General features: G+C 51.2%; 22 protein-coding genes and 1 pseudogene. 14 read left to right on the top strand and 9 right to left on the bottom strand.

Features of this window, described 5'->3' with window-relative positions:
- Nucleotides 1-655 precede the first annotated feature (655 nt).
- From ACMYUL_RS08390 to yacG, 7 genes are all read left to right on the top strand, one after another.
- Nucleotides 656-1,915, top strand: coding sequence for a YadA family autotransporter adhesin (locus ACMYUL_RS08390; protein ID WP_415769938.1), 1,260 nt, complete (start codon nt 656-658; stop codon nt 1,913-1,915).
- Nucleotides 1,916-1,980: 65 nt separating this feature from the next.
- Nucleotides 1,981-2,454, top strand: a complete 474-nt coding sequence (locus ACMYUL_RS08385) for an outer membrane protein assembly factor BamE (protein WP_342031891.1) — start codon at nt 1,981-1,983, stop codon at nt 2,452-2,454.
- Nucleotides 2,455-2,977: 523 nt separating this feature from the next.
- Nucleotides 2,978-4,657, top strand: coding sequence for a type IV-A pilus assembly ATPase PilB (gene pilB / locus ACMYUL_RS08380; RefSeq protein ID WP_342031890.1), 1,680 nt, complete (start codon nt 2,978-2,980; stop codon nt 4,655-4,657).
- Between the two features lie 71 nt (nt 4,658-4,728).
- Nucleotides 4,729-5,970, top strand: a complete 1,242-nt coding sequence (locus ACMYUL_RS08375; protein ID WP_342031889.1) for a type II secretion system F family protein — start codon at nt 4,729-4,731, stop codon at nt 5,968-5,970.
- Nucleotide 5,971: 1 nt separating this feature from the next.
- The gene (locus ACMYUL_RS08370) at nt 5,972-6,835 is read left to right on the top strand and encodes an A24 family peptidase (protein ID WP_342031888.1); all 864 of its coding nucleotides are present in this window, start codon (nt 5,972-5,974) and stop codon (nt 6,833-6,835) included.
- A gap of 1 nt (nt 6,836) precedes the next feature.
- A complete protein-coding gene (gene coaE / locus ACMYUL_RS08365) occupies nt 6,837-7,484 on the top strand; it encodes a dephospho-CoA kinase (protein ID WP_415769935.1) in 648 nt (215 codons plus the stop codon).
- Between the two features lie 141 nt (nt 7,485-7,625).
- Nucleotides 7,626-7,811: a DNA gyrase inhibitor YacG gene (gene yacG, locus ACMYUL_RS08360; protein WP_080980613.1), complete on the top strand. Its 186-nt coding sequence runs from the start codon at nt 7,626-7,628 to the stop codon at nt 7,809-7,811.
- 201 nt (nt 7,812-8,012) lie between these two features.
- Here yacG and ACMYUL_RS08355 read toward each other — a convergent pair whose 3' ends face one another.
- Nucleotides 8,013-8,348, bottom strand: a complete 336-nt coding sequence (locus ACMYUL_RS08355) for a hypothetical protein (RefSeq protein WP_070496033.1) — start codon at nt 8,346-8,348, stop codon at nt 8,013-8,015.
- A 302-nt stretch (nt 8,349-8,650) separates the two neighbouring features.
- On the opposite strand from ACMYUL_RS08355, the gene ACMYUL_RS08350 reads away from it, so the two are divergent.
- The 3 genes from ACMYUL_RS08350 (at nt 8,651) to ACMYUL_RS08340 (ending at nt 12,682) form a co-directional block, all read left to right on the top strand.
- A complete protein-coding gene (locus ACMYUL_RS08350) occupies nt 8,651-9,502 on the top strand; it encodes a mechanosensitive ion channel domain-containing protein (protein ID WP_415769932.1) in 852 nt (283 codons plus the stop codon).
- Nucleotides 9,503-9,534: 32 nt separating this feature from the next.
- Entirely contained in the window at nt 9,535-10,401 is an 867-nt protein-coding gene (locus ACMYUL_RS08345) for a hypothetical protein (protein WP_415769930.1), read from the top strand.
- 244 nt (nt 10,402-10,645) lie between these two features.
- A complete protein-coding gene (locus tag ACMYUL_RS08340; protein WP_415769928.1) occupies nt 10,646-12,682 on the top strand; it encodes a M3 family metallopeptidase in 2,037 nt (678 codons plus the stop codon).
- 276 nt (nt 12,683-12,958) lie between these two features.
- Here the strand turns inward: ACMYUL_RS08340 and ACMYUL_RS08335 are convergent.
- A pseudogene (locus tag ACMYUL_RS08335) lies at nt 12,959-13,069 on the bottom strand (IS5/IS1182 family transposase); the annotation flags it as partial.
- A 27-nt stretch (nt 13,070-13,096) separates the two neighbouring features.
- Here ACMYUL_RS08335 and ACMYUL_RS08330 point away from each other — a divergent pair.
- From ACMYUL_RS08330 to ACMYUL_RS08315, 4 genes are all read left to right on the top strand, one after another.
- The gene (locus ACMYUL_RS08330; protein ID WP_415769926.1) at nt 13,097-14,482 is read left to right on the top strand and encodes a GntP family permease; all 1,386 of its coding nucleotides are present in this window, start codon (nt 13,097-13,099) and stop codon (nt 14,480-14,482) included.
- 175 nt (nt 14,483-14,657) lie between these two features.
- Nucleotides 14,658-15,176, top strand: a complete 519-nt coding sequence (locus ACMYUL_RS08325; RefSeq protein WP_003763385.1) for a gluconokinase, GntK/IdnK-type — start codon at nt 14,658-14,660, stop codon at nt 15,174-15,176.
- A gap of 99 nt (nt 15,177-15,275) precedes the next feature.
- Nucleotides 15,276-15,626: a helix-turn-helix domain-containing protein gene (locus tag ACMYUL_RS08320; RefSeq protein ID WP_311152684.1), complete on the top strand. Its 351-nt coding sequence runs from the start codon at nt 15,276-15,278 to the stop codon at nt 15,624-15,626.
- Nucleotides 15,530-16,426 (top strand): IS3 family transposase, encoded by an 897-nt coding sequence (locus tag ACMYUL_RS08315; protein WP_415769923.1) that lies wholly within the window; start codon nt 15,530-15,532, stop codon nt 16,424-16,426. Before ACMYUL_RS08320 ends, ACMYUL_RS08315 begins: the two co-directional genes overlap by 97 nt.
- 114 nt (nt 16,427-16,540) lie before the next feature.
- Here the strand turns inward: ACMYUL_RS08315 and ACMYUL_RS08310 are convergent, their stop codons facing one another.
- The 7 genes from ACMYUL_RS08310 to ACMYUL_RS08280 all read right to left on the bottom strand — a co-directional run bounded on the left by ACMYUL_RS08310 (nt 16,541) and on the right by ACMYUL_RS08280 (nt 24,687).
- Complete coding sequence (locus tag ACMYUL_RS08310) at nt 16,541-17,284, bottom strand: ABC transporter ATP-binding protein (RefSeq protein ID WP_415769921.1); 744 nt, start codon at nt 17,282-17,284, stop codon at nt 16,541-16,543.
- Between the two features lies 1 nt (nt 17,285).
- Nucleotides 17,286-18,218: an iron ABC transporter permease gene (locus tag ACMYUL_RS08305; RefSeq protein ID WP_342031876.1), complete on the bottom strand. Its 933-nt coding sequence runs from the start codon at nt 18,216-18,218 to the stop codon at nt 17,286-17,288.
- Nucleotides 18,219-18,446: 228 nt separating this feature from the next.
- Nucleotides 18,447-19,235 (bottom strand): heme/hemin ABC transporter substrate-binding protein, encoded by a 789-nt coding sequence (locus ACMYUL_RS08300; RefSeq protein ID WP_415769919.1) that lies wholly within the window; start codon nt 19,233-19,235, stop codon nt 18,447-18,449.
- An 83-nt stretch (nt 19,236-19,318) separates the two neighbouring features.
- Nucleotides 19,319-20,347, bottom strand: coding sequence for a ChuX/HutX family heme-like substrate-binding protein (locus tag ACMYUL_RS08295; RefSeq protein ID WP_415769917.1), 1,029 nt, complete (start codon nt 20,345-20,347; stop codon nt 19,319-19,321).
- A gap of 94 nt (nt 20,348-20,441) precedes the next feature.
- Nucleotides 20,442-21,410: an IS110 family transposase gene (locus ACMYUL_RS08290; protein WP_415772930.1), complete on the bottom strand. Its 969-nt coding sequence runs from the start codon at nt 21,408-21,410 to the stop codon at nt 20,442-20,444.
- A gap of 192 nt (nt 21,411-21,602) precedes the next feature.
- The gene (locus ACMYUL_RS08285) at nt 21,603-22,403 is read right to left on the bottom strand and encodes a ChaN family lipoprotein (protein WP_415769915.1); all 801 of its coding nucleotides are present in this window, start codon (nt 22,401-22,403) and stop codon (nt 21,603-21,605) included.
- A 58-nt stretch (nt 22,404-22,461) separates the two neighbouring features.
- A complete protein-coding gene (locus tag ACMYUL_RS08280; RefSeq protein ID WP_415769913.1) occupies nt 22,462-24,687 on the bottom strand; it encodes a TonB-dependent receptor domain-containing protein in 2,226 nt (741 codons plus the stop codon).
- Nucleotides 24,688-24,773: the final 86 nt, after the last annotated feature.

The raw sequence follows: 24,773 nt of genomic DNA, 5'->3' as shown, positions 1-24,773 counted from the left end.
GGAATTATCTTTACAAATCTCAGCTTATTCCAATATATACCATCCAAACAAAAACACCTCTTATCTACATCATGGCACAAGTATCGAAAATACAACACAAATCTATGGAATAATTAACAGAGATATAAAAAAGAAAAATATCGTTTCTAGTAGAAAAAATTTATCTTCATATAAAATTTCCTACCATATTAAATATATAAAATGCAACGCTTGATTTCAACAATGACCAAACCGAACAAATAAGATATTTTTAATTAACTAAAAAGCAAAAAACGCAATTTAAAACTAAAATTAATCAAAAAACATAAATATATTATATGTGTTATTATTTTTTTTGTTATATATTACATATAGATAATGAGGAAATCGATTGTTTTTTTATAATAAAGTTAATATTTGATAAAAAAAAATAATAAATACAAAATAAGGAACTTCATATAATGGTCATCATGTACGGAGTAGTAAATCGTGCTTCGAACCATTTGTTTTCTGAATCAATTTTATTTTTTAGAAATAAAATTTTATGTATTTCACTACTGCTCAACGACCAGTGGTATGCATATTAGATAAACGGCACATATTTGTCAATCAAAATATGCAAAATATATAGATTCATCCATATTATTATTTATGTGTTTTTATCAGGGAGATAATTATGAAACACAAAACACACATGAATCGTTTTACCGCGCTCAACAAAACAGTGGCTTTGTCATTGGCAGCCGCAGGTCTTGTCTCTGCTTCGCCTGCGTTTGCAGCAGCGCTGACAAATGCTTCTTATGTAAGCATTAACGATAACAACGAAGATGGTCGTGGCAACTATGACAGTCAAGGCGCAACTGGTCGTTACGGCGTAGCTGTCGGCGTTAACGCCAGCGCACAAAGCCACGGCACCATTGCAATTGGTACAGAAACTTCTGCTAAAGATGAATCTGCCACTGCAGTTGGTACACTCTCCAAAGCTGAAGGCACTGCCGCCGCAGCTTTCGGTCAAGGCGCCAACGCAACTGCTAATGCCGCTACTGCAATCGGTCGTCAAGCAGCTGCCAAAGGCAACAGCAGCACCGCAGTAGGTTCTGCTTCTGTAGCCGAAGGTCTGTCTTCTACTGCATTTGGTTCTGGCTCTAACGCTACAGCTCCTGCCTCTACTGCGGTTGGACAAGGCACTCAAGCAACTGGCGCTTACACTGTTGCAGTAGGTCAAAAAGCCCGAGCCAACGGTATTTCTTCAGCTGCCATAGGCTCTGCTTCTGTTGCCGAAGGTGACTATTCTATTGCCACAGGCGCTGCCTCCCAAGCTACCGGAAAAGCTAGCGTAGCTTCTGGTTTGCAGGCTCAAGCTAAAGGCGGTTCTTCGGTCGCTATCGGTCGCGGAGCGATTGCAAGTGATGAATACTCTGTTGCTTTAGGCGCAAATTCTACTACTTCTGCTGCAGTAGGCACTAACAGCGCTACTGTAAACGGCGTAACTTACAGTGGCTTTGCCGGCACCACTCCTACATCCACAGTGAGTGTGGGCTCAGCAGGTAACGAACGTACAATTACTAACGTTGCAGCAGGTCGCATCACACCTACCAGCACAGACGCCATCAACGGCAGCCAACTGTACCAAGTAGCCGCACAAACAAACGGCAACAGCGTCGTTATCAATAATCTCCAAGACCGTATCAACGACATGAATAAAGACCTGCGTGCAGGTATCGCTGGTGCTACGGCAATTGGCTTCCTGCAACGTCCGAACGAAGCAGGTAAAAGCATCGTTTCTGCAGCTGTAGGTGGCTATCGTGGTCAACAAGCAATCGCTGTTGGCTATGCACACAATTCCGATAACAACAAATGGTCTATTAAAACCGGCGTAAGCGTAAACACCCGTAAAGATGTTAACTGGGGTGGAAGCGTCGGCTACCAATGGTAAGACCTAGAGGGGATGACTTAAAAGCATCTCTATCTATGAAAGATTTGATATAAAAGGAAAAAAACATGAAATTATCGAAATTCGCATTGCCTGCAATTGCAGCACTCGCCTTGGCAGCCTGTGGTAATCTGAGCAAAGTTAGCAAAGAAGGCACTACTGACAATCCCGTATGGCCTGATGCAGCAAAAACCACCCTGCGTCACGATGGTACCCAACATGGTTCTTGGCCAAACTGGGATAATGTCCGTCAAATTGAAGCCGGCATGAATAAAGACCAAATCTATGAACTGATTGGACGTCCTCACTTCCAAGAAGGTCTTTATGGCGTGCGTGAGTGGGACTACTTGTTCAACTACCGTGAAAATGGCGAACACAAAACTTGCCAATTCAAAATTCTGTTCGATAAAGACAAAAATGCCCAATCATTCTATTGGATGCCTGAAGGCTGCGGTCCGAAAAAAGCAGAACCTCAAGTTGTTCGTGAAGTCATTATTCGCGAAGTTGCACCTGCTCCCGCGCAAACTCGTATTCGCCAATAAATTATCGACTAATGAACTGAGTCCCTATTTTTAATTTACTGAAATAGTCGCTCATATCAAATCAACGCCGGATCATGTACTCAAACATGATTCGGCTTTTCGCATTTTTAGTTTTCAGACAACCTACATGTGGTCTATCCCCACCATACTGTCTCTTAAATACCACCAAATTATCCCGCTAGAAACAGCATCCAAAGCAATCACTCTAAGAGAGTCTCATACAAAGTTCCGCCGAGAAGTGTTGCAACTGTATTGTTTGCCTTATAATAGCGGCTCCTTAAAAATTTCCAAACCACCCTCCCTATAATATTCTGCATAAATAAGGGATTGCACATACCATCGGAATATCATATTATTCCTTAACAATAAATAAAGACACTTAAAATAAAATTTCCTTTTAATACAGTTGAATACAAAATATCAAGTAACCAATGGGGGCTCCTTTTTGTAAGATATTTCATCGGTATGATGCCTGAAAATATTTACTGTATAAAAGGTTATACAAGAAATGGATAATTGAATAATGAGTATCGGACTATTACGCGTACTGCTTCAAAGCCAGACCATTACAAATGCACAAGCTGAACATTACGGCAGCGCCTTAAAATCAGGTAAAGAAATCTTACCCATGCTTTTTGCGGACGGCATCATCTCTCCTAGAAGCTTGGGAGAATTAGTCGCACGTGTATTCAGCTACCCCTTATTGGATTTGCATCATTATCCTCGCAGTAATGTCATAACTGATGTTTTAAGCGAAGAACAAATGGTTCAAAATCGCTGCATACCCATATTCCGTCGCGGCCGTAAAGTTTATTTGGCCGTATCCGACCCGACACAAATCCAAAACTTCCAAAAAATCACTTTTTCTTCAGGTGTGACGATAGATTTGGTTGTCGTACCTGACGATCAATTAAGTTCCCTTCTAGAATGGTTAGGACAACGTTCTACTACCATCTTAAAAGAAATTAGTGAAGAACAAGAAGCTGCCCAGCCCTCTCAGGCGCTTTATATTGACAACGAAGAGGCTGAAGATGGGCCTATTCCACGTTTTATTCACAAAACTTTATCAGATGCACTAAATGCAGGCGCATCCGATATACATTTCGAATTTTATGAACAAATGGCTCGTGTCCGTTTTCGTGTAGATGGACAGCTAAGGGAAGTGGTTCAACCACCTGTCGCCGTACGCGGACAACTGGCCTCACGCATCAAAGTAATGGCACGTTTAGACATTTCTGAAAAACGCGTTCCACAAGATGGTCGTATCCAAATCGCTTTCCATAAACATGGTCGTCCCATTGACTTCCGTGTAAGCACGTTACCTACACTTTTTGGCGAAAAAGTGGTAATGCGTATCCTGAATTCTGACGCAGCGACTTTAAATATTGACCAACTGGGGTTCGAGCCTTTCCAAAAAGAAATGTTGCTTGAGGCCATTCATCGCCCTTATGGCATGGTATTGGTAACAGGTCCGACAGGCTCCGGTAAAACCGTATCACTTTATACTTGCTTGAATATTTTAAATACAGAAGACGTCAATATTTCCACCGCAGAAGACCCGGCCGAGATTAATTTACCCGGCATTAACCAAGTCAACGTCAATGACAAACAAGGGTTGACTTTTGCTGCGGCGTTGAAATCTTTCTTGCGACAAGACCCTGACATTATCATGGTAGGTGAGATTCGGGACTTGGAAACCGCGGATATTGCCATCAAAGCGGCACAAACCGGACATATGGTGTTTTCAACGTTGCATACCAATAACGCGCCTGCGACCCTATCCCGTATGTTGAACATGGGGGTCGCTCCATTCAACATTGCCAGTTCCGTCAGCTTAATTATGGCGCAACGACTATTGCGTCGTCTGTGTTCAAGTTGTAAACGCGAGGTTGAGCGTCCTCCAGTTCCCGCATTAAAAAAAGCAGGATTTACAGATGAAGATTTAGCAAAGGATTGGAAACTCTACCGTCCTGTCGGCTGCGATAGTTGCCGTGGTAAAGGCTTCAAAGGCCGTGTCGGCGTCTACGAAGTGATGCCGATTACCGAGGAAATGCAACGTGTCATTATGAATAATGGTACGGAAGTTGATATTATGAACATGGCCTATAAAGAAGGCATGGTCGATTTACGCCGCGCAGGCTTATTAAAAGTTATGCAAGGTTTGACTTCATTAGAAGAAGTTATTGCTCACACTAACGATTAAACCATTGAATCGAAGAAATACGGGGACTTTTGTTTTCTTCATTCTTAAACATTAAACCAAGGGGTAACAAAATGGCTCAAGCAGAGCAAAAAAAAGGCTTATTCGCTCAAAAAAACAAAGGCAAACGTTTTACGTTTGAAGGTAAAAATACCAATACTGATCAATTAGTCCGAGGCGAAGTAGTCGCCAAAGACGAAGAAGAAGCGCGTAAAAAGCTCCAACGTCGCGGGATACGCCCTTTACGTATCAGTAAAGTAAAGGCAACTAAAAAGCGTCGTATTACTCAGGAAGACATCACTGTCTTTACCCGTCAACTTGCCACCATGATGAAAGCAGGTCTGCCTTTAATGCAGGCTTTTGAAATTGTCGCACGCGGACACTCCAACCCATCCATGACTGAAATGTTGATGCAAGTCCGTGCAGATGTGGAACAAGGTAGTGCATTAGGTAAATCATTTGCCAAATACCCAAAATATTTCGACCGTTTTTATTGCAATCTGATTGCGGCTGGCGAAGCTGGTGGTGTTTTGGAAAGCCTATTGGATAAACTTGCTGTATATAAAGAGAAAACGCAAGCCATTAAGAAAAAAGTAAAAACCGCACTGACGTATCCGATTTCCATTGTAGTTGTTGCAATAGCATTGATCTTCGTGATGATGCGTTGGGTACTGCCCGAATTTGGTAAAGTTTATGCTGGGATGGGTGCTGAATTGCCTGGTTTAACCAAAATTGTTATGGATATTTCTAAAATATTCGTGGAATATGGGTGGCTGATGATTGTTATGGTGATTGCCATTTGTTTTGGTGTTTATAAACTACATGAAAAATCACCAAATTTCCAGAAACGTATAGATGCAATGGTTTTACGTTTACCAATTTTTGGTCAAATTGTCCGTAAAGCAACTATTGCTCGCTGGGCTCGTACCACTTCCACCCTGTTCGCAGCAGGTGTACCTTTGGTAGAAGTTTTAGATTCAGTAGCAGGGGCAGCCGGTAATATCCTTTATGAGGAGGCAACACAGGACATTCGTGCGAAAGTTACTCAAGGTCTTTCTTTGACTTCGAGTATGCAAAGTACGGATATGTTCCCCAATATGGTTATTCAAATGGCTGCTATTGGTGAAGAATCCGGCTCCCTCGATGATATGCTGAATAAGGCTGCTGAATTTTACGAGGATGAAGTTGATAACTCTGTAGCACAATTATCCTCACTGATGGAGCCCATTATTATGGTAGTCTTAGGCTCTATCATCGGCACACTGTTGGTAGCAATGTATCTGCCGCTGTTTAACCTCGGCAACGTAGTAGGTTAATATGTTGGAATCTTTGGATACATTAGCGCCATTCGCTATTCCGCTATCTATTGTCGTTGGTTTGTTAATCGGAAGTTTTCTTAATGTCGTCATTTACCGCGTTCCTGTCATGATGGAACGCGGCTGGACTCAGTTTGCGAAAGAGCATTTGCAACTTGAATTAACTGAGCAAGAGCAGCAACCATTCAATTTGATGAAACCGGATTCCCGCTGCCCTAAGTGTCATGCTCCGGTAAAGGCTTGGCAAAATATTCCGATTGTCAGTTATCTGATGCTTGGCGGTAAATGTGGTTCGTGTAAAACGCCCATCAGCATCCGTTATCCCTTAATTGAATTATTGACCGGTATATTGTTTGGCGTAGTGGCGTGGCAATATGGCTGGACCATGGCGACATTCGGTGGTTTGATATTGACTGCGATATTGATTGCATTGACCTTTATCGATGCGGATACTCAATATTTACCTGACAGCCTTACCCTGCCGTTGATATGGTTAGGTTTGCTGTTTAATTTGAACGGTACATTCGTGCCATTGAAATCCGCCGTCTTAGGTGCAGTTTTCGGTTACATGAGCTTATGGTTGTTATGTTTCATTTATAAGCTTTTGACTGGAAAAATCGGTATGGGTAACGGCGATTTTAAATTGCTGGCTGCTCTAGGTGCATGGCTTGGGGTCGGCATTTTACCTGTATTGGTCTTTATGGCAGCGTTAATTGGTCTGATTGGTGCGATTGTCGGACGGGTTGCCAAAGGACAATATTTTGCTTTCGGTCCGAGTTTGGCCATTGCCGGCTGGATTATTTTGGTAGCTAATGAGCCGGTACATCGTGCCGTCACTTGGTGGCTGACCAAATCAGGGTTTTAATATGACTTTATGGATAGGTTTGACGGGTGGTATCGGCAGCGGGAAATCTCAAGCAGCAAAAATCTTTTCTGATTTGGGTGTCCCGCACATTGATGCCGACGCCCTGAATCGAAATCTGACGGCGGATAACGGTATAGCATTACCGGCTATCCGCCGTCTTTTTGGCGACAAGGTTTTTCATACTCAAAACAGTCTGAACCGTGCTGCTTTGAGGGATCTGGTTTTCAGACGACCTCAAGCCAAAAAAGAATTGGAGGAGGTGTTGCTGCCTTTGATTTTAAATGAAATCAAATCGGCAAAAACCCGCTACCCTAACGCAGCATACGGCATTATCGATGTACCTTTGCTGATTGAAAATCCGGAATTTTTAGCGGCTGTCGATAGAGTGTTGGTTATCGACGTTTCTGAAGCAACGCAAATTCTTCGTGTTCAGCAAAGAAGCGGTTTGAATACAGAAGAGATCAAGCGCATTATAAACACTCAGGCCAGCCGCAAAACGCGGCTGCTCTATGCAGATGATGTCTTAGAAAATGAAGGGACTTTATCTGAATTGACCAAGAAAATTCAGGGCTTGCACAGGTTTTATAGTGGATTAACTTTAAACCAGTACGGCGTTGCCTCGCCTTGCCGTACTATCTGTACTGTCTGAGGCTTCGTCGCCTTGTCCTGATTTAAATTTAATCCACTATATCTGGGATATGCCGGCAACTCAAAATTTAGTACATTATTGCCCTAAAGTGAAATATCTCAAGCAACAAACAAAGCATAAATGATTTGGAAGGAATAAATAATGACTGAAGTAACGACTGTGAAATGTCCGACCTGTCAAAAGCCGGTGATATGGAATGAAGAGAGCAAATACCGTCCTTTTTGCAGTCAGCGTTGCCGATTGATTGACTTAGGCGAATGGGCACAAGAGAAATATACGGTTGCAGCGGAAGAAGATGATAGCTTATCGGATTTATTGAAATCATAAACGATAGAGCATAACTATCTAATAGAACCTGGTTTAACAAACAAAAAATAAAGCCATTTACCTCTCCCCCTCTCCTTCCCAATAAGATGGAAAACACAAAAGGTCGTCTGAAAACGCCATTCCGTTTTTTTTACGGAAGCAGCATTTTCAGACGACCTTTTGTTTTTAACGCTTATTCGGAAGAAACTTCTTCTATTGCGTTTACTTCACAATCTCAACCGGACCGTGATCGTCGCAGTGGTCGCCGTGTTGGTGGTGCAGGCGGCCGTTGACGATGTAGTCGGTGTGATCGCCGTGCGGTACGGCTTCGTGACCGCAGCCTTCGCCGTGAACGTGGCCTTTGCAGGTATCGACAGGATGGCAGCCGTCAGGATTGGTTTCATTGACGCTTAAGCTGTGTTCGTCGTAATGACCGTTGTGTTCGTGGTGCAGATGACCGTCGTGCAGATAGTCGGTGTGGTCGTCATGTTTGATGGCGGTATGGCCGCAACCGGCACCGTGGGTATGATCATGATGATCGTGGATTTTGCAAGTCATTTTGATTCCTCGTTATCGGTAGTTAATTCAAACCCTTTAGGTTACGCCCCTATAGTATCCTTTTTTGGCAACCTGGTAAACAATTTTCTCTTTATTAACATAGTGTTACGGTATATCATTATAGGCTTTGAGGGTCGTCTGAACGCGCCATTTCGATATTATGACTCTTGCGGATGTTTCAGACGACCTCACCATTCGTTATCATTTATAATGTCATTTCCTAGACGGCTTGGCAGTTCATGCCGATGATGCGTATAGGTCGTCTGAAAACAATATCAAGATAAATATAGGATTTTTACACTATGTGGGACACAGTACGGCAATGGCTGCATACGCTGCCGGTGCGCGAGGAAGTGGTGGAATCGGTGCTGATGGTCATGGCGCTGCTGGTTTTTCGGGGCGTTTTGCTGAACCTGTATCTGCGCCGGCACCCGCATTACAGCATCGAGGAAAAACGCCGCTCCTTGGTACTCAGTCGCAATCTGACGCTGATTTTGACCATTTTCGGGTTGGCAGTGATTTGGGCGACACAAATTCAGACGCTGGCGCTGTCGATGTTTGCCGTAGCGGCGGCGATTGTGGTGGCGACGAAGGAACTGATTATGTGTTTGTCGGGCAGCATCTTGCGCTCGGTAACGAAACAATATTCTGTCGGCGACTATATCGAAGTCAACGGCCTGCGCGGGCGCGTGGTCGATATTAATCTTTTGAACACGCTGATGATGCAGATCGGTCCGAACCCGCTGGTCGGTCAGCTTTCGGGTAAAACGCTGTCGTTCCCGAACAGCCTGCTTTTAAACCATTCCGTCCGCCGCGACAATATCTTGGGCGATTATGTGATTCATACGGTGGAGATTCCCGTGCCGATTCATTTGGATTCGGATGTGATTGTAGGTCGTCTGAAAGCCGTACTCGAGCCTTTATGCCAACCTTATGTGCCTGCTATCCAACAGCATTTGGATAATGTTCAGGCAGAAAAATTATTTATCACTCCCGCCGCCCAGCCACGCGTAACCCGCGTGCCGCATGACGACAAGGTGTACCTTATCATTGTGCGCTATGCCTCGCCCGTGGCGAAGCGTTTAGAAATCCAGCAGGCGGTGTTAGATGAGTTTTTGCGCGTACAATACCGCCTGCTAAACCCTCAAGCTTAACCCCATAATCTATTAATAATCAGGAAAATACTATGTTGCCCGAATCCGCCCTTACGCAAATGTACCCCGTCATCATGACGCCCAGCCACGACGGGAAATATTTCCACAATTACGTCCTTTCGCTGCTCAATATCGTCAACACCAGCGCGCAAAACGGCTGGCCGCTGCAAGTGATGATGCAGCGCGGCGAAAGCCTGATTACCCGCGCGCGCAATAATTGCGTGGCGACCTTTTTAGAAAACAAAGAATGGACGCACCTCTTCTGGATCGACTCCGACATCGGTTTTTCCGCCGAAGCGTTCTACCGCCTGCTTTTGGCAGATAAAAACGTCGTTGCCGGCATTTATCCGCTGAAACGCGAAAACTGGCCGGACGAAGGCGTTCCCGCCGGCACGACCCAAGCGGATTTCGAGCGGATGTACACCGCCTACACCGTCAACACAGGCGATAAAAACGAAAACGGCGAAATCGTCCTGCGCGTCGATGAAGAAGGCTTTATGAAAGTCGATGACGCACCGACCGGATTCATGGTCATCAAACGCAGCGTGTTTGAAAAAATGATGACAGCCTACCCCGAGCTGAACTACATCTCCGACAGCGACTACAAGCGCGAAGACAAAGGGCTGCACTACCGCTTCTTCGACTGCATGGTCGATCCCGAAAGCAAACGCTACCTTTCCGAAGACTACACATTCTGCCGCCTGTGGCAGCAAATTGGCGGCGAAGTCTATGTCGACGTCCAATCCAACCTGACCCACCAAGGCGCGAAAATCTACCGCGGCGCGTTTGCCGACTCACTGCAAACCAATATCGCACAAGCCGTGTTCGCCCCCGCCGGCACACCGATGAGCCTCGACCTCGCCGCCCCGCTCAAATCCAACCCGCGCGGCGCAGAATAGCGTAAAAACAAGGAAAGACGCTTTAAGCCCGACAAGATGGCACTATATCTCCCCTATCGTTTGCCCCATCGTTTTCAGACGACCCCGAATCCAAACAGGTCGTCTGAAAACACAATCGGTTCGCCCGAACGGCAAACCTAAAACCCAGACACACATTATCCCCATTTTCCCATTGACTCAGGCGGCAGCCATTTTTCAGACGACCTCCGTCCGAACCCGCCACCCACACAAAGGAATCCCATCCATGACCGACAACGTACTGCTCCATTTGGGCGAAGAACCCCGTTTCGACCAAATCCAAACCGCCGACATCAAACCCGCCCTGCAAACCGCCATCGCCGAAGCGCGCGCGCAGATTGCCGAAGTCAAAGCCCAAACGCACACCGACTGGGCAAACACCGTCGAACGCCTGACCGGCATTACCGAGCGCGTCGGCAGGATTTGGGGCGTCGTGTCGCACCTCAACTCCGTCGTCGATACGCCCGAACTGCGCGCCGTCTATAACGAACTGATGCCCGAAATCACCATCTTCTTCACCGAAATCGGACAAGACATCGAGCTGTACAACCGCTTCAAAACCATCAAAAACTCCCCCGAATTTGAGACCCTCTCCCCCGCACAGCAAACCAAGCTCAACCACGACCTGCGCGATTTCGTCCTCAGCGGCGCGGAACTGCCGCCCGAACAGCAGGCAGAACTGGCGAAACTGCAAACCGAAGGCGCGCAACTCTCCGCCAAATTCTCGCAAAACGTCTTAGATGCGACCGACGCCTTCGCCCTCTACTTCGACGACGCCGCACCGCTTGCCGGCATTCCCGAAGACTCGCTCGCCATGTTTGCCGCCGCCGCACAAAGCGAAGGCAAAACAGGCTACAAAATCGGTTTGCAGATTCCGCACTACCTCGCCGTCATCCAATACGCCGACAACCGCGAACTGCGCGAACAAATCTACCGCGCCTACGTTACCCGCGCCAGCGAACTTTCAGACGACGGCAAATTCGACAACACCGCCAACATCGACCGCACGCTCGAAAACGCCCTGCAAACCGCCAAACTGCTCGGCTTCAAAAACTACGCCGAATTGTCGCTGGCAACCAAAATGGCGGACACCCCCGAACAAGTCCTCACCTTCCTGCACGACCTCGCCCGCCGCGCCAAACCCTACGCCGAAAAAGACCTCGCCGAAGTCAAAGCCTTCGCCCGCGAAAGCCTGAACCTCGCCGACCCGCAGCCGTGGGATTTGAGCTACGCCAGCGAAAAACTGCGCGAAGCCAAATACGCATTCAGTGAAACCGAAGTCAAAAAATACTTCCCCGTCAGCAAAGTTCTGGCAGGCCTGTTCGCCCAAATCAAAAAACTCTACGGCATCGGATTCGCCGAAAAAACCGTTCCCGTCTGGCACAAAGACGTGCGCTACTTCGAGCTGGAACAAAACGGCAAAACCATAGGCGGCGTCTATATGGACCTCTACGCCCGCGAAGGCAAACGCGGCGGCGCGTGGATGAACGACTACAAAGGCCGCCGCCGCTTCGCCGACGGCACGCTGCAACTGCCCACCGCCTACCTCGTCTGCAACTTCACCCCGCCCGTCGGCGGCAAAGAAGCCCGCCTGAGACATGACGAAATCCTCACCCTCTTCCACGAAACCGGCCACGGCCTGCACCACCTGCTTACCCAAGTGGACGAACTGGGCGTATCCGGTATCAACGGCGTCGAGTGGGACGCAGTCGAGCTGCCCAGCCAGTTTATGGAAAACTTCGTCTGGGAATACGACGTCTTGGCACAAATGTCCGCCCACGAAGAAACCGGCGATCCCCTGCCGAAAGAACTCTTCGACAAAATGCTCGCCGCCAAAAACTTCCAACGCGGCATGTTCCTCGTCCGCCAAATGGAATTCGCCCTCTTCGACATGACCATTTACAGCGAAGACAACGAAGGTCGTCTGAAAAACTGGCAACAGGTTTTAGACAGCGTGCGCAAAGAAGTCGCCGTCATCCAACCGCCCGAATACAACCGCTTCGCCAACAGCTTCGGTCATATCTTCGCCGGCGGCTACTCCGCAGGCTATTACAGCTACGCATGGGCCGAAGTCCTCAGCGCCGACGCCTACGCCGCCTTTGAAGAAAGCGACGACGTCGCCGCCACAGGCAAACGCTTCTGGCAGGAAATCCTCGCCGTCGGCGGCTCCCGCAGCGCGGCAGAATCCTTCAAGTCCTTCCGTGGACGCGAACCGAGCATAGACGCACTGCTGCGCCACAGCGGCTTTGACAACGCGGCTTGATAGTAAGGTTGATGTAATGAAAAGGTCGTCTGAAAGTTTCAGACGACCTTTTTTGCATAATATTTCATGTTCCAAACCCGATAAAGAAACTTTCAGACGACCTCTCCACCTTATTTAATACCTTATCCGACCTTGTCTTTTCCGCCCTCTATTTCATCTCTCATTCATCATTAAAATTCATCAAAAAATTAATCGCTTATAGCATCAAAAATCGCCATACCGCCCCGTTGCAAATCGTGCTATGGTCTATTTGATACGTTTGAAAAACCTTAACTATAGTGGATTAAATTTAAACCAGTACGGCGTTGCCTCGCCTTGCCGTACTATCTGTACTGTCTGCGGCTTCGTCGCCTTGTCCTGATTTAAAGTTAATCCACTATACCTTGTATTCTGATTACAAAGAAAGGCTTCAAAATGGACGGTTGGACTCAGACTTTGAGCGCGGGCTGGCTGCTGGGTATTGCGGTGATGGCGATTGTGCTGATTTTGCTGTTGATTGTGAAACTGCGTGTCCACGCGCTGTTGACCTTGGTGTCGGTGAGCCTACTGACGGCGGTAGCGACGGGGCTGCCGATGGATAAGATTGTGAACGACGTTCTGCTGAAAAACTTCGGCGGCACGCTTGGCAGCGTGGCTTTGCTGGTCGGCTTGGGCGCGATGCTCGGGCGGCTGGTGGAAACTTCGGGCGGGGCGCAGTCGCTGGCGGATGCGCTGATTCGGATGTTCGGCGAAAAGCGCGCGCCGTTTGCTTTGGGTGTGGCGTCGCTGATTTTCGGTTTCCCGATTTTCTTTGATGCGGGATTGGTGGTGATGCTACCGATTGTCTTCGCAACGGCGCGGCGCATGAAGCAGGACGTGTTGCCTTATGCGTTGGCGTCTATCGGCGCGTTTTCGGTAATGCACGTTTTCCTGCCGCCCCACCCCGGTCCGATTGCGGCTTCGGAGTTTTATTCGGCGAACATCGGTCAGGTGCTGATTTTGGGATTGCCCGTCGCCATGTTCACTTGGTATGTCAGCGGCTATTTGCTGGGTCAAATTTTGGGACGCACCATCCGCGTTCCCGTTCCCGATTTGCTCAGCGGCGGCGCGGTGGACAACGACCGGCCGCAAACGCCTGCCAAGGCTTCGACCGTGGTCGGCATTATGCTGATTCCTATGCTGTTGATTTTTATGAACACAGGGCTGTCCACCTTAATCAGTGAAAAAGTCGTCAGCGCGGACGAACATTGGGTACAGGTGGCGCGCATGATCGGTTCGACCCCTGTCGCGCTGCTGATTTCGGTTTTGGTGGCACTTTATGTTTTGGGCAGAAAATGCGGCGAAAAGGCAAGCGCGCTGGAGAAAACGGTGGACGGCGCACTCGCTCCCGTTTGTTCGGTCATCTTGATTACCGGCGCGGGCGGAATGTTCGGCGGCGTGTTGCGCGCATCGGGCATCGGTCAGGCGTTGGCGGACAGCATGGCAAATTTGGGCATACCCGTATTGCTGGGCTGCTTCTTGGTGGCTTTGGCGCTGCGTATCGCGCAAGGTTCGGCAACCGTCGCGCTGACGACCGCCGCCGCATTGATGGCGCCTGCCGTTGCCGCCGCAGGCTTCAACGACTGGCAACTCGCCTGCGTCGTTTTGGCAACCGCGGCAGGCTCGGTCGGTTGCAGCCACTTCAACGACTCAGGCTTCTGGCTGGTCGGCCGCCTTTTGGATATGGACGTACCGACCACGCTGAAAACATGGACGGTCAACCAAACGCTGATTGCCGCCATCGGCTTTTCAGTGTCGGCGCTGCTGTTTGCCGTGGTTTGAGGTCGTCTGAAAACGGTTTTGAGACGCTCTAAACCCTCTGCCCGACCTTATATAGTGGATTAACAAAAATCAGGACCAGGCGACGAAGCCGCAGGCAGTACGGCAAGACGAGGCAACGCCGTACCGGTTTAAAGTTAATCCACTGTATCTTTCCACTCAAACAAAGGAAGAGAACATGACGACGCATTTTGTGATGATGGGCGTTTGCGGCTGCGGCAAAACCACCGCCGCCCTGTCCCTGCAAAAACATCTCGACCAATGCCCCTACGCCGAAGGCGACGATTTCCACACCCAAGCCAACCGCGACAAAATGGGCGCGGGTATCCCGCTGACCGACGAAGACCGCTATCCGTGGCTGTGCAACCTGCGCGACTGGATGACGGAACAGGCGCAAAGCGGCGCGGCGTACACCATCGTTACCTGCTCCGCCTTGAAACGCCAATACCGCGACATCCTGCGCGGCGCACAAGGCAAAACCGCCTTCATCCACCTGACACCGCCGCAAGCCATCAACCTCGAGCGCATGATGGCGCGCCAAGGGCATTACATGAAGGCGGGAATGCTGGATTCGCAATTGGAAATTCTGGAAGAACTCGGCGCGGACGAATACGGCGTCAAAATCGACAACCCCGGTTCGCCCGAAGCCGTAGAAGCCGATATTTTGGCATGGGTTAAAGCGGAAGGTTTGTTGTGAAGAAAGCGTGTAAATAGTTATAAGGAAGGTCGTCTGAAAGTTGAACTGCACCCCAAAAGTTGGACACATACCCTCCAACCACCAAGGTGCAGTTTTTTTATGAGCAAATATACATTACACTTTAAATACCAAGCCGTACTCCACTACCTGCATATACGCAGCCAACAGCGTACCGCAGACCACTACGGCATCTCCCGAACCCACCTGCGACGATGGATACGCGCCTATCAGGAAGGCGGTATCGGCGCACTCGAACATCCCCAATCCAAAACCATGACCGACCACCGCAAAAACCCCTTCATCGCCGACAAACCCGACCACGAAAAAACACAGGCAGAACTTATCGAAGAGTTGTGCTATATGCGCGCAGAGGTCGCCTACCTAAAGGAGTTAAAAGCCCTCAGTCAAAAGCGGACCGAAAAGGACAAAGCCAAACCGTCCAAACACTGAGGGCGCAACACCCGCTCAAATACCTGCTGCACATCGCAAACCTGCCCAAAAGCAGCTTTTACTACCACCACCAAGACCGACCCGACCCCGACGCAGCCGACAAAGCCCTCCTCGTCGAAACCTACCGGCGGCATAAAGGACGCTACGGGCAAAGGCGCATTGCCGCAGCATTGGATTGGAACCGCAAAAAAGCGGCGCGGCTGATGAGGCAGTTGGGGCTGAAAGCCAAAATACGGGCGAAAAAAGCCTACCGCCATCCCGCCATGGGCGAAATATCGGAACACCTCCTCAAACGCCGGTTCAAAGCCCAAAAGCCCAACGAAAAATGGCTGACCGACGTGACCGAACTCAAAGGGAGCGACGGCAAACTGTACCTCTCGCCAATCTTGGACTTGTTCAACCGCGAGATCGTCGCCTACGCCATGAGCCGCAATGCTAACAGCGAAATGGTGAAGGAAATGCTCGAAAAAGCCGCACCCCGTCTGACTGATAAGGGAACGATGCTGCATTCCGACCAAGGTGTGCTGTACCGTACGGCGGGGTATAGGGAATTGCTGGCGGAGCATTCCATGGTTCAAAGCATGTCGCGTAAGGCGAACTGTTGGGACAATGCGCCGATGGAAAGCTTCTTTGCGGTGTTGAAGACGGAGTGTTTCTATAACGCAGGAGAATTGACGGTGGACGAATTGATGAAGCAGATAGATGATTATATGGATTACTACAACCGGGAGCGTTGCAGTTTGAAATTGAAAAAGCTGAGTCCTGTCGCATACAGAACCCAGCTTACACAGAGCGCCTGAAAAGGCTTTTATGAGTGTCCAAGATTTGGGGGCCAGTTCAAGTTTCAGACGACCTTTTTTGCGGAGATTCATTTTACAAACCACCCGTGATACACCCGCTTTTCAGACGACCCCTCACAAAGTCTCCGCTTGAAACCACGTTTTACCGTTGGCGGTGCATTCGAGGATGCGCCAGTCGTAGGTTTGGCTGAGGCGTTCGGCGTCCATGATATCGGCGGTTGCGCCTGCGGCGGTGATGTTGCCGTTTTTCATCAAGGTGATGTGGCTGGCGTAGTGGCCGGCGAGGTTGAGGTCGTGCAACACCATGACGACGGTCATGCCCTGTTCGGGCAAGGTGGTAAGGTGTTGCATCAGGCTGTGTTGATAGCGGACGTCGAGATGGTTGGTCGGTTCGTCGAGAAAGAGGACTTCGGCGTCCTGTAACAGCGCGCGGATGACGGCGGCGCGTTGCTGTTCGCCGCCGGAGAGGGTTTGGATGCGTTTGTGTTGCAGGTCAGCGAGGTCGAAATGCTCGAGCAGGGCTTGTGCGCGTCGGGTGTCCGCCTGTTTGGGCCGCCGATACCAGGCGAGTTTGGGGTATCGCCCGATGAGGACGTATTCAGACAAGGTCATGGGCAGGTTGAAATGTTCGTGTTGACCGACCCAGGCGATTTTATGTTGTTTGAGCGCGTCCTTCATGGGCGTTCCACACCAGCTTGCTTGCGGATGGTAGAGGAACTGTTTGAGCAGGGTGGACTTGCCCGCGCCGTTGGGGCCGATGACCGCGCTGACGGCGCATTGGGGAAATTCGGCGCGTTCCAAAGACAGGATGGTGCGTTTTCCGGCTTTGACGGTGCAGTTTTCGATCAGCAATGCCATGTCAGCTCCTTTGGTCTTTGACAATCAGCCACAGGAAAAACGGCCCGCCCAAAATGGCGATGACGATGCCGACGGGCAGGTCGATGGGATAGACCACCCAACGGGCAAACGTATCGGCGAGCAACATAAAAATCGAACCGACGACGGCGGACAGGATAATCAGGCGGGTGCGCGAGCCGCCGACCGCCTGCGCCAATACGTTGGGTATCATCATGCCGACGAAACCGATAATGCCGCCGAGCGAGACGGCGGCTCCGGTCATCAAAGCCGCGCCGATGATGGTTGCCACGCGGGTGGCGGCGACGCTGATGCCCATGGTGTGCGCCGTTTCGTCGCCCAAGAGCAGATAGTCGAGACGGCGACCGACAGCAGTCAACACGACCAAACCCGCCAACATCACGCCGCCTGCGTAGGCGGGCGAAACAAAGCCTGCTTCGGAAAAGCTGCCCGAGAGCCAAGTCATGGCGCTGCGCAATGCCATGTCGTCTGAAAGGAAAAGAATCAGGCTGACCAACGCGCCGCACAAAGCGCTGACCACAAAACCCATGACCAACAGCCCCAGCTTGCCGCCGCCGACCAGACGGTGTCCGAGCAGAATCAGGATACAGACGGCAAACGCGCCCGAAAATGCCGCCAGTGGCACGGCGATGCTCCAGCCCATCGCAATCGCCAGCACCACACCCATTGCCGCGCCGCCCGACGTACCGATCAGGCTCGGGTCGGCAAGCGGGTTTTCAAACAACGCCTGCAACGCCGCACCGCTGGCGGAAAGTGCCGCGCCGACCAGCAAAGCGACAAAAATACGCGGCAGGCGGATTTCCATCAACACGGGATCGGCAGCAAGCGGATTGCTCCACCCCCCCTCGCCCACTCCGGCGCAAAACCAGATCAGAAACAAAGATAAAACCGGCAACGCCGGAAGCCATTTTTTCATGTTGTGATTCTTTGAAGAGTATTTCGGCAGCGGCTGCGAAACGCCGACGGATTCGCCGTTGATTGCTTTTCAGACGACCTGTTCGCAATAAACGAACGCAGAAAGCTGCTGCCTTCATGTGTCCCCGTTCCGAAACAACGATGGCAAAAGAAGGTCGTCTGAAACCGACAAAAAGCCGGATTGCCCATCCGACTTCGTGCCATCACGCAACTTTCAGACGACCGCGCCTTATTTCCCTAAATCGTGCAGCTTGCGGACGATGTCGGGCGTGTAGAGACCGTAGCGCATATAGTCGTCCGCCTGCCAGAACAGAATGCGTTTGTTTTTCCCGGCGGGGCTGGAGGCGATTTCGGGGCGCGTCATGATTTTGTCGAGGCCGCCGAGGGCTTTTTCATTGTGTTTGGCGATGATGATGACGTCAGGTTTCGCGTTGAGCCAGCCTTCGCGCGAGAACGGTTTGAGTCCGTCCACCGAAGCGGCGGCGTTCGTCCCGCCCGCGAGACGGATCAGCACGTCGCCGACGGTGTTTTTACCCGCAACATAACGGCCGTCGTAGCTGAGGATGTAGCGTTTGCCGTTGGCAGGCTGCGCCTTGATACTGCTTTTAAACTGCTGCGCCAAAGCCTGCGCCTGCTTTTCCTTGCCCAACAATTTGCCGATGCGGGCGAAACTTTGCTGGTATTGCTCCAGCGTTTCGTTTGAATTGACGTTTTCCGCTTTGACACCGGCGCGGCTGAGTTGGGTGTAAATGCCGTCGGGTTTCGCCATCCAGCTTCCGATGACCAAATCAGGCTTTTTGGCGATGATGGGTTCGGCGGAGAAATTGCGGTAGAAGCCGATGGACGGCGTGTTTTTATAGGCGGGGTTGCGGTTGAACTCGTGGATGCCGACGACTTCTTTGTCCGCACCGAGTTTGGCGGCGATGTCGGCAACGTCGGGCGTCAGAATAACGACGCGCTGCGCGGCGGCATGGGCGGCAAGCAGGGTCAGGACGGCGGCGATGATGGTTTTTTTCATGATGTTTCCGTATGGTTTGCAGGGTTTGGAGGTCGTCTGAAAACCGATGACAAGGTTTCAGACGAGGTGTGGGTTTAAAAAGATTACAGCCCGTATGTTTGGCGCACTTCGGCAATCAGCGCGCGCCACGCTTCGGATTCCGCTTCGGCATCGGCAGGTCTGCCAAACAGTTGCAGCACCAAATTGCGGCGTTCGTCATAGGCTTCGATGCTGTGAACAATGCCGTTGCTGCCCGGACGGCGGACGAACCAAAGTTCGGCGAGTTTGGCGTCGTCGAGGAAGAAATTGAATTTTTCTTCGGCAAAATCTCTGACGGTCAGCCAGCCGTCGGCACGATCGACATGGTGAACCTGTCTGGTTTGGATTTGGACGATGCCGCTGTTGTTGACGAACACGAGCAGGGTCATGCCTCTTGCGGCGCATTGGCGGAAAATGAACTCGACGGCTTCGCGCTTCAGTTTTTGCGCATCGCCTTCAGGCGCGTATTCCAAACCTTGCAGGCGGTCTATGCCGAATTGGGAGAGGACGATGCGGAAATGGTGGACGTTTTTCAGCCCTTTCCACTCTTCGCGGTAGGCGGCAAGCGCCTCGTCCGTCAGCTCGATGTTTTCGTAGGGCACAGCTTCGGGCGGCGTTTCAAAAACGGGTGAGTCATCCGTGCGGTAGGCGGCGCACAAACGTTCCCATACGGGTATGGCGGCAGCTTCGGTCAGATGGACTTTCTGAATGGCTTTGCCCGCCGCGTCGTAAAAATGAAACGCGCGCGCCTCGCCGTTGCGGACGGCGAAGATGTGTTTCCAATGGCGCATGAACAGGCGCAAATCCAGCCCGCCCAAATTGATGGCTGTCCCCATCATGGGCGAGAGTTCGAGGTTGCGGTAAATATCTGTTTTTTCGGACAACGCGGCAACATTGCGCACCGCGCTTCTGACTTCGCCCAAGGCTTCGAGTTCGGTCAGGAAGTCGGCGCAGTTGCCGCCCAGATATTGCGTCTCGGGGAAGGCGGCAACGAGTTCGCCTTCACTGACGCCCAGACGGGCAACGGCATCGCGCTGGTGGACGCCTTGTTTTTTGAGTTCGAGATAACGTTCGTAAAGGGTTGGTTCGGGCATTTTTCCGTCTTTCCTTGTGGTGGGTTGGGAGGTCGTCTGAAAAACGTAGCAACTGTATTTTTCACCCCGTCGGGCAAAAATACCAAAACTCAAATCAAGCCGTTCGGATGCTGTTTTCGGTGATACCGTTTTCGGCAAAGTAATCACGCATCCGGGCATTCAATATCGTCAGCAGTTTGCGCATACATGCCGTAACGGCAACCTTATACGGCTTACCCTTGGATAGCAGGCGTTGGTAGAAATCCCGAATAAGCGGTTCAAAACGTGTCGCTACCACGGTAGCCATATACAGTGCCTTACGCACCGCAGACCTTCCGCCGAAGCAGCGGCTTTTGAATTTGGTTTCCCCACTCTCCCTCGGGTGCGGGGCAATGCCGACCAAACTCGCTATCCGTTTGTGCGACAGCCGTCCCAATTCGGGCAGCATCGCCATCAGCGTAGCCGTTGTTATCGAACCGATGCCTTTGATTTGTTCCGCTACTTGGGCTTTGCCGTCAAAATGCGTGTGGGTGTGGTCGTCGATTTGTTTGTCCAATTCGTCAATCAGCCGGTCAAAATGGGCAATCAGTTGTTTGACGCTTTCGACTTGCGTTTCGTGAACCTGATGCAGACGGTTTTTCTCGGCCGTCCGCATATCCACCAGCTGGTTGCGGCGGTTAACCAATGCTTCCAACACTTCTTCCGCTTCGGTGGGCGGGTGGTAGAGCATGGTTTGCCAACCTTCTTTCTGTGCCGTCATTTGTGCGAAGAAGGCGAGCATTTGGGCATCTTTGGCATCGGTTTTGGTCAGCGACTGCGATTGGGTAAACTGATGCGTCTGACGAGGGTTGGCGATGATTACGGCTATGCCTGCGCGGTGGATGGCTTTGGCGGCGGGGATTTCGAGACCGCCGGTGCTTTCCATCACGACGAGTGCGACCTTGTGTTTTTTAAGGTATTCGACGGTATGGGCGATACCTTTGGGGTTGTTGGTTTCGGTTTTGGTTTTAGACAAAGACGAAACGGCGATGACGAAGTTTCGTTTGGCGATGTCGATGCCTGCACAGTTGTATTGGGTACTCATCATAAACCAGCCTTGCATTCGGTTGTGTTGTCTGGCAACTGTCCGGTTGTGTCGATGGGTTGCCCGGCCACTCCCTGAGCTACGCAACGGTTGTTTGCCTTGGTCGGATGCGGGTGGCGGCCGGGCGGTTTGTTGCTATGATACGGGTGTTCCGACCTACGTTTTCAGACGACCTGTATCTTGACTGCACGTCTATTTCACATACCAAATAAAATCGCCATGTTCGTTTTCGGGGCTGTTGGCAGGGTCGGCGAGTATCACGACCTTCACTTTGCCGCCATAGCCCGCATCGCGCAGAAACAAGGGGACGCCGAGCTGCTTGGACGTATGTATCGCGCCCGCCAGCATCCAGGCGGGTTTGGGCGCGGCAATCAGGTTTTGCGCCATCGTGTGGTCTTTAAACTGCTGCATGGACACCAGCCCGTCGGTGCTGCTGTGGTTGCCGCCCATGATTTTTCCCAAAGCCTCGCGCACGCGCGCATCGCCACCCGCTTTCCCTTGCGGCACGAACGAAGCCGCTTGGCGCACAGCGGCGCGGTCGGGGTTTGCCGCCAAAACTTTGGCTTTTTGTCCCATCAGAAAATGGACGAGCGTGCTGTAATCCTGCCATTGCCATGCGTTGTTCCAGCCCATTTTTTCATTCAGGCGGCGCGGCGTGGTTTTGCCGCCCGACTGCATCCATGCCTGCACTTCGCCGACCTGCCGCTGCTGCGAAGCGTCCAGCATTTCCAAAAGTACCGAGCCTGACTGCCTTGCGTCGGCAGTCTGCGCCAACAGCCATGCTTCCGCGTTGTGGTGCGCCGCCTCGTCGTGTTTTTCACCGATTAAGACAACATCCGCCTGCTTCAGCTGCTGTACCAAGGCTTCAGGGGCAATCTCCCGCCCCGCCTGCGTATCGTAAATCCGCCCTTGCGGCGCGGCAGCGTGGACAGCGGCTGCCGCGAACAGCCAAGCAGCAGCGGCGAGCCTGTATAAAATCGGTTTGAACATCATGTTTGTCCTGTCGGTTTGGGGTCGTCTGAAACGGCGTTTGCGCTTTTCAGACGACCTTTTAGAATTTCAAGGTCAGACCGCCGTATATCGTGCGACCGCGTCCCGTACCTTGGTTGACGTTGTTGCCCTCGCCCAGATTGCCTGTGGCGAGCGTGCCGCCGCTGAGCGGGTAGTTGTAAACGCGGTTGGTCAGGTTGTCGATATTGAAGAAGAAACGCAGGTTTTTACGCGCCTGCCAAGTGGCGTAAAGGTCGATAATTTTGGGATTGCCGGCAACTTGGCGGGTCGTCTGAACCTGAGTATCGACATCCACGCCTTCCGCTACGGTGTCTTTGCCCGTATAGCTGATGCGCGTGCCGACTGTCAGGCGGTTGTCCAGCCAGCGCGTTCCCGCATCCACCGTCCAAACGCTGGAAGGCATGGCGCGGATATGGGAGAAGCCCAAATCGGCAAGGAAATCATGCGGGAAGGTGGTGCGCGTTTTGCTCCACGCGAGATTGATGTAGCCGCGTCCGAAGTCGTAACCGCCTTCGATTTCCCAACCGCGCATCTTGGTGGTGTCGGGCATATTGCGGAACACGCCTATCGTGTTGCTGTCGCTGCCGACCGCCTCGTCGATGGTGCAACGCTGTACACCGTTGTCCCGACAGATATAAAACTGGTCTTGGACGATATAGTTTTTCACGCGGTTGTTGAAATAGCCGACTTTCAAGTTGAGGGTGTCGTCCGCTTTCCAGATGCCGTGTTTGTGGATGTTGAAGCCGATGTCGCGGTTGAACGAAGATTCGCCTTTCAGATAAGGATTGACCGAATACGGGCTGCCTTGGACGTTGTTGACGTACATGAATTCCTGCACGGTCGGGCTGCGGCTGCTTTTGCCAATATTGGCGTAAACCTGCAACCAGTCCCACGGCTTGTAAGCGACGCCGAAACGCGGATTCAGATGGTCTTCTTTACGGTTGAACCGGATGTCGCCGCCGCGCGGCAGGATAATCGCGCCGTCGTCGTCGGTCGGCGGCAGATAGCCGCGCAGGCCGTAGCGTTCATAGCCCAAACCGGCATGAACCGTCCATTTTCCGGGTTTCCACTCGGCATCGAAAAATGCGCTGTCGAGGTTTTGTTTACCTTCGGCAAGCAGCATGGTGTTGTTTTCGTAATTGCTGTTGTAGCGCGTACGCATGAATTTCGCGCCGTAGTTCAACGACAATTCGCTGTTGCCGATGTCGGTGGTCGAGCGGTTTTGCAGGGTCAGCGAAGTGGTCGGGCTGCGCGTGGTGCGTCCGACGTAATCCTCGCGCGCGCTTTCGCCCTGTAAAAACTTCTGCCGCGCATTGCTGAAAGATGCGTCAAGTTGGAGATCCACCCAGTCGGACAAAGGGTTGTAGCGGTATTTCAGTAAACCCGTCTGCGTATTGACCTGCAAAGGACTGTGGTTGTTGGTGAAGCGCGCACGGTTCATCATATGACCGAGAATGATGCTGTGGTAGCGGCTGGGGCGGATGTGCAGCTTATTGAGCGTACCCCACGAACGGATGCCGCTTTCCGCCGCCGTATCCGCGTCAAATTCATCGCCGGTAATCACTTCACCCGCACCGTTTTTATAGCCGCTCTTGCGCTTGCCGCTGATCGCGCTGAGAAAGCCGATGCTGCCGCCGTTTTCAAATTCGTGGCGAACCGCCGCGCCCATCATGCCGTTTTTTCCGTAGCCGTTCGTACCTTGACGATAGGTCGTCTGAAAACCGAATTTGCGGTCTTTGGCAACCAAATCATCCACATCCAGCGTCCGCAATTCGGCATTGCCCGCCAAGGCGTTCACGCCGCCCACGCCGGCAACCGAACCGCGCGATACATCAATGCCCGCAATAAAGTTTTCATCGACGTAAGTCGTGTTGCCGTTCCAACCGTGCGCCGGATTGGCTTGGAAAAAGGTCTGCGTCACGCCGTCCACCGTCGTATTCACGCGCCCGAAACCTTCCAGTCCGCGGATGTTGACGGCAAAACCACCCTGCCCCAAATCGTGCTGCGTAAACGTGCCGGGCATGGTGCGGATCAGCGTGTTCGCATCCTGCCCCAATTCGTCCGCATCGCGGTGACTGACCGCAGAAGGCGTTCGAAACGGCTTGTCCGCACGCTTCCCGCGCACTTCAACCGTCGGCAGTACGTCCACGGCAGCTGCACGGTATTCGTCGGGGGTAATTGGATGGTTGGAAGATTCGGCAACAGCAGAAGCGGGAATAGCGGAAACCGCTAGAAAAAGAAGGGTAAATTTTGATTTGAAAAGCATTGCTTGAATATGTCGCCTATTTTGAGGTTTAAGAGACGAGCAGACGCAAAACGCAAGTGAACCGCAGGATGTTTTGCAAAGTAATA

The sequence above is a fragment of the Neisseria sp. CP9 genome (genome assembly GCF_047758525.1).
Lineage (GTDB): Bacteria > Pseudomonadota > Gammaproteobacteria > Burkholderiales > Neisseriaceae > Neisseria.
This window is presented reverse-complemented; position numbering and strand designations above follow the sequence as displayed.

Excerpts from the sequence above, each read along its gene's own strand:
- ACMYUL_RS08390 (WP_415769938.1), top strand. The coding sequence starts at position 656 with ATGAAACACAAAACACACATGAATCGTTTTACCGCGCTCAACAAAACA.
- ACMYUL_RS08385 (WP_342031891.1), top strand. The coding sequence starts at position 1,981 with ATGAAATTATCGAAATTCGCATTGCCTGCAATTGCAGCACTCGCCTTG.
- pilB (WP_342031890.1), top strand. The coding sequence starts at position 2,978 with ATGAGTATCGGACTATTACGCGTACTGCTTCAAAGCCAGACCATTACA.
- ACMYUL_RS08375 (WP_342031889.1), top strand. The coding sequence starts at position 4,729 with ATGGCTCAAGCAGAGCAAAAAAAAGGCTTATTCGCTCAAAAAAACAAA.
- ACMYUL_RS08370 (WP_342031888.1), top strand. The coding sequence starts at position 5,972 with ATGTTGGAATCTTTGGATACATTAGCGCCATTCGCTATTCCGCTATCT.
- coaE (WP_415769935.1), top strand. The coding sequence starts at position 6,837 with ATGACTTTATGGATAGGTTTGACGGGTGGTATCGGCAGCGGGAAATCT.
- yacG (WP_080980613.1), top strand. The coding sequence starts at position 7,626 with ATGACTGAAGTAACGACTGTGAAATGTCCGACCTGTCAAAAGCCGGTG.
- ACMYUL_RS08355 (WP_070496033.1), bottom strand. The coding sequence starts at position 8,348 with ATGACTTGCAAAATCCACGATCATCATGATCATACCCACGGTGCCGGT.
- ACMYUL_RS08350 (WP_415769932.1), top strand. The coding sequence starts at position 8,651 with ATGTGGGACACAGTACGGCAATGGCTGCATACGCTGCCGGTGCGCGAG.
- ACMYUL_RS08345 (WP_415769930.1), top strand. The coding sequence starts at position 9,535 with ATGTTGCCCGAATCCGCCCTTACGCAAATGTACCCCGTCATCATGACG.
- ACMYUL_RS08340 (WP_415769928.1), top strand. The coding sequence starts at position 10,646 with ATGACCGACAACGTACTGCTCCATTTGGGCGAAGAACCCCGTTTCGAC.
- ACMYUL_RS08330 (WP_415769926.1), top strand. The coding sequence starts at position 13,097 with ATGGACGGTTGGACTCAGACTTTGAGCGCGGGCTGGCTGCTGGGTATT.
- ACMYUL_RS08325 (WP_003763385.1), top strand. The coding sequence starts at position 14,658 with ATGACGACGCATTTTGTGATGATGGGCGTTTGCGGCTGCGGCAAAACC.
- ACMYUL_RS08320 (WP_311152684.1), top strand. The coding sequence starts at position 15,276 with ATGAGCAAATATACATTACACTTTAAATACCAAGCCGTACTCCACTAC.
- ACMYUL_RS08310 (WP_415769921.1), bottom strand. The coding sequence starts at position 17,284 with ATGGCATTGCTGATCGAAAACTGCACCGTCAAAGCCGGAAAACGCACC.
- ACMYUL_RS08305 (WP_342031876.1), bottom strand. The coding sequence starts at position 18,218 with ATGAAAAAATGGCTTCCGGCGTTGCCGGTTTTATCTTTGTTTCTGATC.
- ACMYUL_RS08300 (WP_415769919.1), bottom strand. The coding sequence starts at position 19,235 with ATGAAAAAAACCATCATCGCCGCCGTCCTGACCCTGCTTGCCGCCCAT.
- ACMYUL_RS08295 (WP_415769917.1), bottom strand. The coding sequence starts at position 20,347 with ATGCCCGAACCAACCCTTTACGAACGTTATCTCGAACTCAAAAAACAA.
- ACMYUL_RS08290 (WP_415772930.1), bottom strand. The coding sequence starts at position 21,410 with ATGAGTACCCAATACAACTGTGCAGGCATCGACATCGCCAAACGAAAC.
- ACMYUL_RS08285 (WP_415769915.1), bottom strand. The coding sequence starts at position 22,403 with ATGATGTTCAAACCGATTTTATACAGGCTCGCCGCTGCTGCTTGGCTG.
- ACMYUL_RS08280 (WP_415769913.1), bottom strand. The coding sequence starts at position 24,687 with ATGCTTTTCAAATCAAAATTTACCCTTCTTTTTCTAGCGGTTTCCGCT.